At 71.8% G+C, this 13324-nt stretch carries 13 protein-coding genes; 8 read left to right on the forward strand and 5 right to left on the reverse strand.

Translation table 11 applies throughout. The annotated features are described in order from the left end of the window. Window positions 1–31: 31 nt before the first annotated feature. Window positions 32–676, forward strand: a complete 645-nt coding sequence (locus ACTRO_RS04030; RefSeq protein WP_157435739.1) for a DDE-type integrase/transposase/recombinase — start codon at window positions 32–34, stop codon at window positions 674–676. Between the two features lie 25 nt (window positions 677–701). On the opposite strand, the gene ACTRO_RS04035 is transcribed toward ACTRO_RS04030, so the two are convergent. Then, complete coding sequence (locus ACTRO_RS04035) at window positions 702–1802, reverse strand: IS4 family transposase (protein WP_051450277.1); 1101 nt, start codon at window positions 1800–1802, stop codon at window positions 702–704. A gap of 616 nt (window positions 1803–2418) precedes the next feature. Continuing rightward, entirely contained in the window at window positions 2419–4224 is a 1806-nt protein-coding gene (locus tag ACTRO_RS04040) for a gamma-glutamyltransferase family protein (RefSeq protein WP_034261223.1), read from the reverse strand. A gap of 91 nt (window positions 4225–4315) precedes the next feature. On the opposite strand from ACTRO_RS04040, the gene pip reads away from it, so the two are divergent. Continuing rightward, a complete protein-coding gene (gene pip / locus ACTRO_RS04045) occupies window positions 4316–5284 on the forward strand; it encodes a prolyl aminopeptidase (protein WP_034261225.1) in 969 nt (322 codons plus the stop codon). A gap of 16 nt (window positions 5285–5300) precedes the next feature. Here the strand turns inward: pip and ACTRO_RS04050 are convergent, their stop codons facing one another. Next, complete coding sequence (locus ACTRO_RS04050) at window positions 5301–5849, reverse strand: low molecular weight protein-tyrosine-phosphatase (RefSeq protein WP_063627921.1); 549 nt, start codon at window positions 5847–5849, stop codon at window positions 5301–5303. Window positions 5850–6026: 177 nt separating this feature from the next. Between ACTRO_RS04050 and ACTRO_RS04055 the strand changes: the two genes are divergently transcribed. Both ACTRO_RS04055 and ACTRO_RS04060 read left to right on the forward strand, forming a co-directional pair. Then, entirely contained in the window at window positions 6027–6806 is a 780-nt protein-coding gene (locus ACTRO_RS04055) for a LamB/YcsF family protein (protein WP_034261227.1), read from the forward strand. 92 nt (window positions 6807–6898) lie between these two features. Continuing rightward, complete coding sequence (locus ACTRO_RS04060; protein WP_034261229.1) at window positions 6899–7909, forward strand: MDR family NADP-dependent oxidoreductase; 1011 nt, start codon at window positions 6899–6901, stop codon at window positions 7907–7909. A 6-nt stretch (window positions 7910–7915) separates the two neighbouring features. Here the strand turns inward: ACTRO_RS04060 and ACTRO_RS04065 are convergent, their stop codons facing one another. Continuing rightward, on the reverse strand, window positions 7916–8395 hold the full coding sequence (locus ACTRO_RS04065) for a MarR family winged helix-turn-helix transcriptional regulator (protein WP_051450278.1): 480 nt from the start codon (window positions 8393–8395) through the stop codon (window positions 7916–7918). 78 nt (window positions 8396–8473) lie between these two features. Between ACTRO_RS04065 and ACTRO_RS04070 the strand changes: the two genes are divergently transcribed. Next, window positions 8474–9244 (forward strand): class I SAM-dependent DNA methyltransferase, encoded by a 771-nt coding sequence (locus tag ACTRO_RS04070; RefSeq protein ID WP_211244087.1) that lies wholly within the window; start codon window positions 8474–8476, stop codon window positions 9242–9244. Between the two features lie 25 nt (window positions 9245–9269). Here ACTRO_RS04070 and ACTRO_RS04075 read toward each other — a convergent pair whose 3' ends face one another. Next, the gene (locus ACTRO_RS04075; RefSeq protein ID WP_034261232.1) at window positions 9270–9833 is read right to left on the reverse strand and encodes a TetR/AcrR family transcriptional regulator; all 564 of its coding nucleotides are present in this window, start codon (window positions 9831–9833) and stop codon (window positions 9270–9272) included. A gap of 168 nt (window positions 9834–10001) precedes the next feature. On the opposite strand from ACTRO_RS04075, the gene ACTRO_RS04080 reads away from it, so the two are divergent. From ACTRO_RS04080 to ACTRO_RS04090, 3 genes are read left to right on the forward strand one after another with little or no spacing between them, the layout of a single operon-like run. Next, window positions 10002–11486 carry an MFS transporter gene (locus tag ACTRO_RS04080; RefSeq protein WP_169739812.1) on the forward strand — a complete coding sequence of 495 codons (1485 nt, stop codon included), beginning with the start codon at window positions 10002–10004 and terminating at the stop codon, window positions 11484–11486. A gap of 48 nt (window positions 11487–11534) precedes the next feature. Next, window positions 11535–12476: an ABC transporter ATP-binding protein gene (locus ACTRO_RS04085; RefSeq protein ID WP_084315952.1), complete on the forward strand. Its 942-nt coding sequence runs from the start codon at window positions 11535–11537 to the stop codon at window positions 12474–12476. Further along, entirely contained in the window at window positions 12473–13324 is an 852-nt protein-coding gene (locus ACTRO_RS04090) for an ABC transporter permease (protein ID WP_034261234.1), read from the forward strand. The genes ACTRO_RS04085 and ACTRO_RS04090 overlap by 4 nt, the downstream gene beginning before the upstream one ends.

Consider the following 13324-nt stretch of genomic DNA (forward strand, 5'->3'; position numbering starts at 1 on the left):
GAAGAACCGTCCCCAAACTTACACACTCCAATTGACAAGCCCCTCGATCCGCGACGCGTTCTCCCGCAAGGTCATCGCGTGGGAGAGCAGCGATGTCGCGGACGCGGACCTGGTGTGCGCGGTCCTCGAGTACGCGCTGCGCTCCAGGCGCCCGCCTGCCGACGGCAGCCTCGTGCACCACGCGGACCACGGGTCGCAGTACACCTCGATCAAGCTGAGCACGCGGCTGGTGCGGGCCGGGATCACCGCGTCCATGGGCACGGTCGGGGACTCCTACGACAACGCCCTGGCCGAGAACATGTGGTCCACGCTCAAGACCGAGTGCGTGCGCCGCCGGGAGTTCGCCACCCGGGCCGAGGCGAACCAGGCCCTGTTCGAATACCTCGACGGGTTCTACAACCCGCGAAGGATCCAGCGCAATCTCGGCTACCGATCCCCGGACGAGTACGAAGCCGCCCACGACGCTGGCGAGTTGACCGCGGCCGACCTCGAGCGACTGGCGCGCGATGCGACCCGTCGCCGCCACCGCCGCACCGAGCGCGCGAAAAGCCCGGCACTACCGGCCGGCCCGCAGGCCCGGCAACTGCCCGGACAGCGACCCACACCCACCGCCAAACGGGTACCCCCATCCGGGCGAACCCGGCCACAACAAGAAAACACCAGATCAACGGGCTAGATCACACGGAAAACTCTAGGGAAGCTCAGGGCCCGGGCCGGTCGGTGGGGTTGCCGAGGTCGGCGAGGATGGTGTGGGTGCGGGCGGTGTGCAGGGCGAGGGTGAAGGACATCCGGTCGGGGTCGGTGCCGGGGATTGTTTCGGCTGCTTCGCACATGAGGGTGCGTAGGGCCTGGTAGACGGTGAGGATGCCCCACATCTCCTGGGCCAGGCCCGCGGGGTCGCGTGAGCGTAGGACGCGTCCGTCGAGCAGGGTGTGGCGGATGGCGAGGAACGCGGTCTCGGTCTCCCAGCGTTCGTGGTAGAGGGCGAGGAGTGTGGGTGCGGGGTCGGACCGGTGTTCGAGCAGGGTGGTGATCAGCCGGTAGGTGCCGGTGTGGGTGGAGCCGTCGGTGGCGGTGACGGTGACCTCGGCTTCGATCACCCGCATCCTGAGTGTGCCGATCAGGGTGAGGTAGGAGCCGTCGGGTAGGTGTGCGAGCACGGGCGGGCGGCGGTTGGCGGTGGCGCGCACGAGCAGGTGTGCCCCGGTGCCGGCGGCTTTGGCCAGGAAACCGGCGGCGTCGAAGCCGCGGTCGGCCAGTAGCAGCATGCTCGCGTCGAGGTGGGCAAGGAGTTTCTCGGCGTAGGCGATCTCCCCGGTGCCACTCGGTCCGAACACCGCTGCGGCCAGTGCGCGGGTGCCGGTCTCGGCCAGGGTCATGAGCATCAGCATCGGGTAGCCGGCGTGTCCGTGGCGTACCGGTGCGCGGCCGTAGACGGCCCGGTTGTCCGGGGTGTCGGGGATCTTGGTGGAGGAGCAGCCGTCGAACGCGACCGTGCGCCACCTGCGGTAGCGCGTTCCGGGGGTGTGTGGTTGCGCGATCGGGCCGGCGAGCACGTCGAAGAGCGCTTTGACCGGTTCCGGCCCGATCCGCCGGCGTGCGTCGCGCAACGCCTTCTCCGAGACCGCCGGTGCCCTCAGTCCCGCGCTCAGCACGGAGAACACCCCGGATATCGGGGCCTTCTCGAACAGCGCCATCGCCAGCACGAGGTAGAGCGCGACGCGTGAGGGCAGCCGGCGCACTCGCCGCTCGGTGCGGCCGGTCTCGGCGAGTACCGCGTCGACCAGCTCGAACGGGATCACCTGTGTCAAAGGACCGAGATGGCCCGCGGCGAAGGAACCACAGGCGCGCGTGATGGCGCGGGTAAGAGCGGGCATGGCAGACTTGGCAGGCAACGAGACCTCTGATTTCCCGGGCAGTCCTGGCAGACCGCACCGGTGTATCAGAGGTCTCGTCCCGTTCGCGCGTCCACCACCCCGACCAAGACCGACATGCCCTGAAAAGCACCACTTGACAGGGCCGGGAAACCCTTAACTACGCGGCATTGGGGTTCTGCCGGGAGGTCAAGCGGCGCCATGCACAATCCACCACCAGCGGAAACCACCGCCGCTTGACCTCCCGGCAGGTCCCTGATTGCCTCCGGGGACCAACCGAGGAGAGAACACACCCCCGGCACCTGACCATCACGAACCCCAGCCCGTCCCCCACGCCAGCACCCACGCAAACCCGGCACTCTCTCCGAGGGAAGGGCCTGCCAGCGGCGACTTTGATCTTGAAACCGCAGCTCGCCCTGGCAACGTAACGGGTGGGCGGGTGGTCAGGTGAAACGGGCGACGCGAAGCGGCCGCACGCACCATGGCCCCACCAGCACTCAGCTGATCATCGCTTCGCAGTAGACGAGCCGTCGGCCCAGCCCGCCTACCGTCCGGCCGCGTAGCCCTGCATCCCGCGCGGGTTGGCGCCCGCGCGCAGCACCCCGGTCCGCGGGTCGCGGGACACCGCCGAGAGCCGGCCCAGCGACCACGGGCCGGACTGCACCGGCAGGTGCCCGCGCTCGCGCAGCGCGTCGAACACCTCCCGCGGGAACCGCTCCTCGACCACCACGTCGAGGGGCGCGCGCGTGCGCGGGGTAAAGGACTGCGGGAAAGCCGAGGAGTGCCAGGCCGGGGCGTCGATCGAGGTCTGCAGGTCGAGCCCGTCCGCGATGTGGTTGAGCAGGAACAGCAGCTGCCACTGGTCCTGCTGGTCCCCGCCGGGCGTGCCGAACGCGGTCACCCCGCCCGCCCCGTCCGTGATCATCGAGGGGCTCAGCGTCGTGCGCGGGCGCTTGCCCGGGGCCAGGCTGTTGGGTAGCCCGGGCTCGAGCCAGAACATCTGCCCGCGGGTGCCGAGGCAGAACCCGAGCTCGGGAATCGTCGGGTTCGACTGCAGCCAGCCGCCGGACGGGGTGGCCGAGACCACATTGCCCCAGCGGTCCACCACGTCGATGTGGCAGGTGTCGCCGCGGGTCGCGCCGTTGGGCTCTGGCTTCTCCACGTTCGTCATGGCGTCGGCGACCGAGCCGGAGGCGGCCAGCGCCGCGGGGGAGGAGAGGAACCCGGGCAGCCGCGGCTCGCGGCCGCCCGGCGATCCGGGCCGCAGCTGCGCCGAGGCCGAGTCGCCGACCAGCGCCGCGCGGGCCTTGAGATACGCCGGGTCCAGCAGGTCCGGCATCGCCGCGAACGCCTCGGGCGAGTCGCCGAAGTAGGCCTCGCGGTCGGCGAAGGCGAGCTTGGCCACCTCGGCGACGCGGTGGATCCGCTCGGCGCTGCCGTGCGGCGGCAGCTCCCCGAGCGCCTCGAGCATGCCGAGCTGGATCAGCAGCGCAGGGCCCTGCGACCACGGCCCGGCCTTGTGCACGGTCACCCCGTGCCAGTCCAGGCTGACGGTCGGCTCGTACGCCGGGCGCCACGCGGCCAGGTCCGCGCCGGCGAGCAGGCCCCGGTGCGCCCGGCCAGACTCGTCGAACACCTCCCGCGCGGCGTGCGCGTCGATCGCCTCTGCCACGAAGCCCGTGTACCAAGCCTGATACGCCGCCTCGAGCTGCGCTTCGCGGTCCGGTCCGGCCGCCTCCGCCTCGCTCAGCAGTCTGCGATAGGTCTCGGCCAGCTTCGGCAGCGCGAACATCCGGCCGGCCACGGGGGCCTCGCCGCCGGGCAGCCACTGTGCGGCCGAGTCGCTCCAGTGTGTGCGGAAGTGGCCGGCCACGGTCGCGATCGTGCGGGCGACCCCGGGGACCAGCGGGTGGCCGTGCTCGGCGTATCCGATCGCGAACTCGATCACGTCGCGCAGCGGCAGCGTGCCGTGGTCGCGCAGCAGGGTCAGCCACGCGCCCATCGCGCCCGGCACGACCGCCGGGAGCTGGCCGGTGCCCGGGATCAGTTCGAGGCCGAGCTCCTCGAAGCGCTCGATGGTGGCGGCGGCCGGCGCCGGTCCCTGGCCGCACAGCACCCGCGGGACCGGGTCGGCCGCGGTGGCCAGGATGATCGGCGCGTCGCCGGCCGGGCCGTTGAGGTGCGGCTCGACCACGTGCAGGGTGAAAGCGGCGGCCACGGCGGCGTCGAACGCGTTGCCGCCGCGCTCGAGTGTCGCCATGCCGGCCGCGGTGGCCAGGTAGTGGGTACTGGCCACCATGCCGAAAGTGCCGGCCAGTTCCGGACGGGTGGTGAATCCATCGATCGCCATACCCCGGAGCATAGTGCCCGTCCACGCTAAGCTGGGAAGCTCTCCGCCTTTCCTGAACCGGCTCTGAACCGCATGGATAAGGAGTGCCCTGATGCCTGACCGCTTTCCACCCATCGAGCCCTACAACACCGGCCTGCTCGAGGTCGGCGACGGCAACCGGGTCTACTTCGAGGAGTGCGGCAACCCGGAGGGCAAGCCCGCGCTCGTCGTGCACGGCGGGCCCGGATCCGGCTGCCGGCCCGGCCATCGACGGGTCTTCGACCCGGAGAAGTACCGCATCGTCCTGTTCGACCAGCGCAACTGCGGCCGCAGCCTCCCGCACGCGAGCGACCCGGCCGTGGACCTCGCCGCCAACACCACCGACCACCTCATTGCCGACATGGAGCTGCTGCGCGAGCACCTCGGCATCGGTCAATGGCTGCTGTACGGCGGCTCGTGGGGCTCGACGCTGATCCTGGCCTACACCCTGCGCCATCCCGAGCGGGTCTCAGAAGTCGTCATCTCGGCCGTCACCATCGGGCGCGCCGCCGAGATCGAATGGCTCTACCAGGGCGTCGGACGGTACTTCCCCGAGCAGTGGGAACGTTTCCGGGACGCGGTGCCCGAGGCCGAGCGCGGCAAGGACGTCTTCGACCTGCTCGCCGCCTACGGCCGCCTGGCCCGCGACCCCGACCCGCTGATGCGTGAGCATGCCACCCGCGAGTGGCTGGCCTGGGAGGACGCCGTGATCTCGGTGGAGCCCAACGGCACGCCCAACGCCTACAGCACGCGCCCGGCCTTCAACCTGAACGCGTTCGTGCGCATCTGCGCGCACTACTTCTCCCAGGACTGCTTCGTCGACGGCGACGCGCTGCTGCGCGACGCCGGACGGCTCGGGCACATCCCGGCCGTCTTCGCGCACGGCCGCTTCGACCTCGGCGGCCCGCTGATCTACGCGTGGGAGCTCGCCCACGCCTGGCCCGGTTCCCGGCTCGAGATCGTCGAGGACGCCGGGCACACCGGCAGCGACGCCATGGGCGCGGTGACCCGCGCGGCCATCGACGGGTTCGCCCGGCGCTGAGCGAGCCGGCCGCGGGTCAGGCCTCGTCGAGGCCCTCGGCGTATTCGACCTCGAGCTCGCCGTCTTCGCCGTCGTCGGGGCCGGCGAGCTCGATCGCCTCCCGGATGTCCTTGATCAGCCGCGGCATCGCCGCCTCGATCAGGCTGAGCACGTGTTCGAACTCGGCGTTCCCGCCGTAGTACGGGTCCGGCACGTCGAGGCGGGTGCCGGCGGCCGGGTCGTAGGAACGCAGCAGCCTGAGCTTCGCGGTGTCCTGCGGGCCGCGCGCCTGCCGGCGCAGCTCCTGCAGGTGCCCGGTGTCCAGGGCCAGGACGAGGTCGTACGCGTCGAACCACTCGCGCCGGAACCGGCGGGCCTGGTGCGCCGAGGTGTAGCCGTGCCGTCGCAGGGTACGCACGGTGCGGTGGTCCGCCGGGTCGCCCACGTGCCAGCCGCCGGTGCCCGAGCTGTCCACCTCCACCCGCGCCCCGAGGCCTTCGCGGCCCAGGTGTCCGCGCAGCACGTGCTCGGCCATGGGGGAGCGGCAGATGTTGCCCGTGCACACGAACGTGACCCGATAGGGCATCCCTGGTCCTTCCGTCGACGTCGGGACAACCAGCATAGATCCACGGGTTCGACGGCCCGTCACGGCCCGCGCATCCGGCGCCCGCCGCGTGCGCGGGCGAGGTGCGCCCCGGCGCGATAGATTCGAAGACGCGAGCCCCCGGCGACGGGCGGCGGGAGACGGAAGGGGCGCGGAGACGTGGACGCGCGGTCGGCGATCGATCTCAACAGCGACCTCGGCGAGGGCTTCGGTGCCTGGCGGATGGGCGACGACGAGGCCTTGCTCGCCGTCGTCACCAGCGCCAACATCGCCTGCGGCTTCCACGCCGGGGATCCGGGCACGATGCGGCGCACCTGCCGGACCGCGGCCGAACGCGGCGTGGCCGTCGGCGCGCACGTCAGCTACCGCGACCTTGCCGGATTCGGACGCCGGCCGATGCGGGTGCCCGCGCAGGAACTGGCTGATGAGATCACGTATCAGATCGCCGCGCTCGACGGCTTCGCGCGCCTCGCCGGGACGCGCGTGCGCTACGTCAAGCCGCACGGCGCGCTGTACAACACCGTCGCCGTCGACGCCGAGCAGGCCGGCGCGCTCGCCGACGCCGTACACCGCTACGACCCGCGGATGCCGGTGGTCGGCCTGGCCGGCTCGGCCGGCCTGCGGATCGCGGCCGAGCGCGGGCTGCCGGTGGTCGCCGAGGCTTTCGCAGACCGCGCCTACACCCCGGACGGCACCCTCGCCCCGCGCTCCCAGCCCGGCTCCGTCCTGCACGAGGCGGCCGAGATCGTCGAACGCTGCCTGGCCATGGTGCGCGAGGGCCGCGTCGCCGCGGTGGACGGCACCCCGATCGCGCTGCACGCCGACACCGTGTGCGTCCACGGCGACACCCCCGGCGCGGTGCGGATCGCGCAGGAGCTGCGCGCCGGACTGCTCGCCGCGGGAATCGAGCTACGGCCGTTCGCCGACACAGAGTCCTGACGCAGTCCTGAGGCAAGGGGGGCGGACGTCCGCCCGGCGACGGCGTACGCTACCGCATGAGCGTCGGCCCACACTGAGGAAATCCCGCTGCCATGCCCGAAACCGCCACAGCCGTCCGCCAGGTCCGCCGCCCCGAAGGAGCGCCGCGTCCGGAGGACTTCGAACTCGTCGAGGTCGAGATCCCCGCGCTCGAGGCGGGCCAGGTCCTGGTGCGCAACCTGTTCCTCTCGGTCGACCCGTACCACCGGGAGCTGATGGACTCCGAGGGGTGGCGCAAGGGCTTCGGGCTCGAGGGCGGCAGCCTCGGCCGCGTCGTCGCCTCGCGCGAGCCCCTGCTGCCGCGCGGCACGATCGTGCACCACCGGCACGGCTGGAGCAGCCACGCCGTGCTCACGGCCGGCGAGGTGCGCGAGATCGAGCGCGCCGCGGGCGTGCCGCTGAGCACGTACCTCGGGCTGCTCGGCGGCACCGGGCTGACCGCGTACGTCGGCTTGCAGCGGATCGCGCGGCTGCTGCCGGGCGAGGACGTGTTCATCTCCGGCGCCGCCGGCGCCGTCGGCAGCGCGGCCGGCCAGATCGCCCGGATCCTCGGCGCCCGGCGGATCGTGGGCAGCGCCGGCTCGCCCGCGAAGATCAAGCATCTGACGGACCGGCTCGGCTTCGACGCCGCATTCGACTACCACGACGGCATCGCCGGGCAACTGACCCGCGCCTTGCCGCGCGGCATCGACGTGTACTTCGACAACGTCGGCGGCGACCACCTCGAGGCCGCGATCGGCGCGCTGCGCCGGTTCGGCCGGATCGCCTGGTGCGGGGCCGTCGCGCAGTACAACAACCCCGAGGAGCCCCCGCCCGCGCCGCGCAACCTCTACGACGTGGTCGGCAAGAGCCTGCGCATGGAGGGCTTCCAGGTGGGCAACCACCTCGACGCGCGCGAGGAGCTCGGGGCCCTGCTGATCCCGCGCATCCAAGCCGGAGACGTGCAGGTCGACGAGACGGTCACCGAGGGGATCGAGCACACCGTGGACGCCTTCCTCGGCATGCTGCGCGGCGAGAACATCGGCAAGGCCGTGGTGCAGCTGGCCGACGGGGTCGGGGACTGACGTCGCTCAGCCCTGCGCGTCGTCGCCGATCGCGTCGGTCAGGGCGCGCAGCACGGGCAGGGCGGCTTCGAGCGCTGCGACGTCCTGCGCGCTGAGCCGGCCGAGCTGGCGGGCGAAGAGTTCGGCGCGCTCGTCGGCCCACCGCTCCAGCCGCTCCCGGCCGGCCTCGGTGGCCCGCAGCACGGCGCCGCGACGGTCGGTGGGGGAGGTCTCCCGGTCCAGGTACCCGAGCTTGATCAAGTGCTGGACCTGCGTGGAGACCGAGTTGCCGGCCAGGTGCAGCTCGCGCGCCGCGGCCGTCACGGAGATCCCGGGCTGCTCGATCACCAGGCGCAGCAGCTCGCCCTGCGCACCCGCCAGCGGCTCGAAGTGCAGTTGCGAGCGCACCCGCCGCCGCACCGTACGGTGCAGTCCCGCGAGCGAAGACGCCAGGTCCCCGGCCAGGCGCAGCCGGCCGGTCGGCGACGGGGTGTCAGCTGCCGTCATGGGCCAAGGCTATATCCACGGCCGTTCAGGCGGGGAAAACCAGTTGGCCCGGGGCGTCGCGCCCGCGATACTGCGCGCGTGACGGAACCGACCGACTCAGTGTTCTCCGACGCCGACGTCGCCGAGCTCTACGACGTGCTCAACCCGTGGAACAGCGGCGGGTTCCGGGCCGACGCGGCCTTCTACGACCCGCGGATCCTCGCGGCCGCATCCGTGCTCGACGTCGGCTGCGGCACCGGCAGCGCCCTCAAGGCCGCCCGCGCGGCCGGACACACCGGCCGACTCGTCGGAATCGACCCGGACGTGGCCGCGCTCGAGCGAGCCCGCCGGTGCGACGAGGTCGCATGGGTGGAGGGGCGCGCGGCGGACGTCGGCCGATGGCCGGGCGCATTCGAGCTCGCCGTCATGACCGGCAACGCCTTCCAGTGCCTGATCGAGGACGACGACGTGCGCGCCTCGCTCGCCGCCGTGCGCACGGCCCTGTGCCCGGGCGGACGGTTCGCCTTCGAGACCAGGCATCCGCAGGCGCGGGCCTGGCAGGATTGGCCCATCGGAGTGACACGGGCTCAGCTGCCCGACGGCCGAGTCCTCCATGTGACGTACCAGATCGATGCGATCGTCGGCGACGTCGTACACGTCGCCGAGATCACCGCCTCGCCCGGCGTCGACGCAGCACCCGACCGTGTCCTGCGCGTCGACCGGATGCCGCTGCGGTTTCTCGACGTGCCGAAGCTCAACGGGTTCCTGGCCGGTGCCGGCTTCGCGATCGGGCAGCAGCACGGCGGTTGGGTCGGGGAGCCGCTGAGCCCGCAGAGCACGATGATCGTCACGGTCGCCCGGCGCCTCTGAAGGCCGGCCGGTTCGGGCCCCGCCTCTACGCGGGCTGCTTGGCCTCCGTCAGCACGCCCGCGAGCAGCACGTCGAGCATGGCGGGCGCCATCGACGGGTTGTCCTGGGCGGCCATGGCGATGCCGTAGACCATCCGCATGATCGTGCCCGGCTCGATCTCCGGGCGCGCCTCACCCGTCTGCTGCGCCCGCTCGAGCATCTCGGCCCAGACGGCGTGCACCGTGCCGCGGCAGGTGGTCAGCGCGGCCGGCACCGGCGCGGTGTCCGAGAGCAGCGCCTGCACCGCGCGCTTGATCGCGCTGTTGCGCATGCTCATGCGCAGGTAGGCGCGGATGAACGCGTCCAGCGCAGCGCCCGGGGGCTCGGTCGCGATCAGCCGCTTGCCTTCCTCGGAGAGCTCCTCGAGGTCGGCCACGTAGACCGCGGCCAGCAGGTCCGCCCGGGTGGGGAAGTGGCGGTAGAGCGTGCCCGCGCCGACCCCGGCCCGCCGGGCGATCTCGTCCAGCGGCGCGTCGTTGCCGAGCTCCACGAACAGCTCGCGGGCAGCCGCGATCAGCGCTTCGTAGTTGCGACGGGCATCGGCTCGCATGCTGGGCTCCTCGGAACAGACGGAGAAAGTCTCCGTTTCCACTTGCTAACCGGAGATGGTCTCCGTATAGTCGTTCTCGGCACTAAGTGGAGAGTAGCTCCACTTAGCCCAACCGCGCCACCCCCTCCCGACATTCCACCACTTCCGAGTCTTCCGGAGTACCCAGCCATGTCCGAACGGACCCTGCAGTCCCCCGTCACCCCCGCCGCCCGCCCCGTCCTGCCGCCGGCCGCGGTCCAGACCCACGCCCGGAACGCGCGGCGGCCAGATCTGGATCCGCAGCCCAGGGCCAGACCTGGGCTGGCCCTGGCCGTGATCCTGTCCGCGCAGCTCATGCTGATGATCGACGCCACCGTGATGAACGTGGCGCTGCCCCGGATCCAGGAGGGCCTGCACTTCTCCAGCTCCTCCCTCGCCTGGGTCCTGGACGCCTACACGCTCACCTTCGGCGGCCTGCTGCTGCTCGGCGGACGGCTCGGTGACCTCTTCGGCCGCCGGCGCCTGTTCACCCTCGGCATCGTCGTGTTCACCCTGGCCTCGCTGGCCGGCGGCCTGGCCACCTCGGCCACCTTCCTGCTCGCCGCCCGGGTCGCCCAGGGCGTCGGCGCGGCCATGGCCGGACCGAGCGCGATAGCCCTGCTCAACAGCACCTTCACCGAGACCAAGGCGCGGGTGCGGGCGCTGGCGCTGTTCTCCGGCATCTCCTCGGCCGGCTTCGGCGTCGGGCTGGTGCTCGGCGGTGTGCTGACCGACGCGGTCTCCTGGCGCTGGGTGATGTTCATCAACATCCCCTTCGGCGTGATCGCCGCCGCCCTGGCCGGCCGGGTGCTGCGCCAGCCGGCCCGGCACGAGACCAGCGTGGACGTCGTCGGCGCGCTGACCGCCACCCTCGGCGTCGGGTCGCTGGTCTACGGCTTGATCCACGCCGCGTCCGAGGGCTGGGGCAACGCCGTCACGCTCGCCCCGATCGGCGTCGGCGTGCTGCTGCTGGCCGGCTTCGTCTTCTCGCTCACCCGCGCCCGGCACCCGTTGCTCCCGCTGCACCTGTTCAAGGACCGCAACCGGGCCGCGGCCTACGCCAACTTCATGATCGGCCCGGCGGCAGGCTTCGGCTCCTTCTTCTTCCTGACCCAGTACCTGCAGGAGGAGCTGCACTACAGCCCGCTGCGCACCGGCTTCGCCTTCCTGCCGATGTCCGCGATCATCTTCACCGCCTCCCGGCTGATCCCGCGGCTGCTGCCGCGCTTCGGCCCCAAGCCGATGGCGGTGACCGGCAGCGTGCTGCTGCTGATCGGGCTGGTCGGCTTCGCCCAGGTCGGCGCGCACGCCGCGTACTTCCCGACGGTGCTGTGGCCGATGGTCGTGATGGCGCTCGGCATCGGGCTGGCCTTCAGCCCGCTGACCGTGGTGATCATGTCCTCGGTGCGCCCGGAGGACGCCGGCGCGGCCGGCGGCACCATGCAGACCGTGCAGCAGACCGGCGTCACCCTCGGCCTGGCCCTGCTGGTGACCGTCTCCGGCGCCGCGGCCCGGCACAACCCGGCCACGGCCCTGGTCAGCGGAACCCACGCGGCCATGTACGCCGCCGCGGTGGCCGCGGCCGCCTCGATCCTGGTCGGTCTGACGTTCCGTAAGCAGCAGCGCGAAGAATAGTCTGCCCGGTTTATCGCCGCGGACGGCCGCCTCGCCTACGATGCTCGTATGAGTCGTGGGGAGGCGGCCGTCCGCGTTGGGGGCTTGGTGAAGACCTATGCCCGGCGCAACGTGGTGGACGGGCTCGATTTCGAAGTGGCCACAGGCGAGATCTTCGCCCTGCTCGGTCCGAACGGCGCGGGTAAGACGACCACCACCGAGATCCTCGAGGGCCATCGCACGCGCGACGCCGGCGAGGTCACGGTGCTGGGTGTCGACCCGCAGCAGGTGGACCGCGCGTGGCGGGCCCGGATAGGCATCGTGCTCCAGTCCGTCGGCGACTACCGCGACCTGACCGTGGCCGAGGTGGTGCGCCACTTCGCCGGATACTTCCCCCGGCCGCGCGACCCGGCCGAAGTGATCGAGCTGGTCGGGCTGACCGAGCAGAGCCGCACCCGCAACGCGAAGCTCTCCGGCGGCCAGCGCCGCCGCCTCGACGTCGCGCTCGGCATCCTCGGCCACCCGGAGCTGCTCTTCCTGGACGAGCCGACCACCGGCTTCGACCCCGAGGCCCGGCGCCAGTTCTGGGGACTGATCCGCTCCCTGCGCGCCGAGGGCACCACCATCGTGCTGACGACGCATTACCTCGAGGAAGCCGAGCAGCTCGCCGACCGCGTCGCCGTGATCAACCAGGGCAGGCTGCGGGCCCTGGACACCCCCGACCGCCTCGGCGGGCGTGACCGCGCCCCCGCGATCGTGAGCTGGACGGATCCGGAGACCGGCCCGCAGCGGGTCGAGTCCACCGAGCCGACCCGCATCGTCAGGGAGCTGCTTGCCCGCCTTCCCCAGGACGCCGAGATCCCCGGCCTGTCGGTGCATCAGCCGACCCTCGAGGAGATCTATCTGCGGATGGTCGGCCACGACGCCGACGCCGGCGCCGAGTCCGACGCCGGCGCCGAGTCCGACGCCGCGCCCGCACCGGCCGTCCCGACGGGTAAGGAGCAGCGATGACCCGCGACGCCCAGGTCTCCCCGGCCCGGTACGTCATCACCGGCCCGCCCCTGCCCTCCGCGCTGCGCCTCGGCCTGAGCCGGTCGCGCCTGGAGCTGACCCAGTACTTCCGCCAGCGTGACGCGGTGGTCTTCACCTTCGGCTACCCGCTGATCATGCTCGTGATCTTCGGGTCCATCTTCTCCGGCGACGTGCAGGGCACGAACATCCCCTATGTCCAGTACTTCACCGCCGGGATCACCGCGACCGGCGTGATGTCGATCGGGTTCCAGAACACCGCCGTCGCGATCGCCTCCGACCGCACCGACCTGGCGATCAAGCGCCTGCGCGGCCTGCCGATGCCGGAGCTCTCGTACTTCCTCGGCAAGCTCTTCGCCTCCCTCGTCGAGGGCGCGATGCAGACGGCGCTGCTGATCGCCTGCTCGATCGCGTTCTTCCACGTCCACCTGCCCGCGAACGGCGAGGACTGGGTCACCCTGCTGTGGGTCTTCACCCTCGGGCTGGCCACCTGCGCCGCCCTCGGGATACTGCTGGGCGGCTGGGTCAAGGACGGGCGCACCGCCAGCGCCGTGACGCTGCCGCCGTTCCTGGTCCTGCAGTTCGTCTCCGGCGTGTTCTTCCCGTTCAACGAGCTCAGCCCGGTGCTGCGGTCGATCGGCGCGCTCTTCCCGCTCAAATGGATGTGCCAGGGCCTGCGCTCGGTCTTCCTGCCGAACGCCGCACTGGTCGCCGAGCCCGCGCACTCCTGGCAGCGCCCGGAGACGGCGGTGGTCCTGGCGGTGTGGCTGGTGGCGGCGCTGCTGCTGGCCCTGCGCACCTTCCGGTGGAAGGAAAAGTACGAGAATTAG

The sequence above is a fragment of the Actinospica robiniae DSM 44927 genome (assembly GCF_000504285.1).
Lineage (GTDB): Bacteria > Actinomycetota > Actinomycetes > Streptomycetales > Catenulisporaceae > Actinospica > Actinospica robiniae.

Coding starts and splice junctions, on each gene's coding strand:
- ACTRO_RS04040 (WP_034261223.1), bottom strand. CDS start 4,224: ATGGCGATCGATGGATTCACCACCCGTCCGGAACTGGCCGGCACTTTC.
- pip (WP_034261225.1), top strand. CDS start 4,316: ATGCCTGACCGCTTTCCACCCATCGAGCCCTACAACACCGGCCTGCTC.
- ACTRO_RS04050 (WP_063627921.1), bottom strand. CDS start 5,849: ATGCCCTATCGGGTCACGTTCGTGTGCACGGGCAACATCTGCCGCTCC.
- ACTRO_RS04060 (WP_034261229.1), top strand. CDS start 6,899: ATGCCCGAAACCGCCACAGCCGTCCGCCAGGTCCGCCGCCCCGAAGGA.
- ACTRO_RS04065 (WP_051450278.1), bottom strand. CDS start 8,395: ATGACGGCAGCTGACACCCCGTCGCCGACCGGCCGGCTGCGCCTGGCC.
- ACTRO_RS04075 (WP_034261232.1), bottom strand. CDS start 9,833: ATGCGAGCCGATGCCCGTCGCAACTACGAAGCGCTGATCGCGGCTGCC.
- ACTRO_RS04080 (WP_169739812.1), top strand. CDS start 10,002: ATGTCCGAACGGACCCTGCAGTCCCCCGTCACCCCCGCCGCCCGCCCC.
- ACTRO_RS04085 (WP_084315952.1), top strand. CDS start 11,535: ATGAGTCGTGGGGAGGCGGCCGTCCGCGTTGGGGGCTTGGTGAAGACC.
- ACTRO_RS04090 (WP_034261234.1), top strand. CDS start 12,473: ATGACCCGCGACGCCCAGGTCTCCCCGGCCCGGTACGTCATCACCGGC.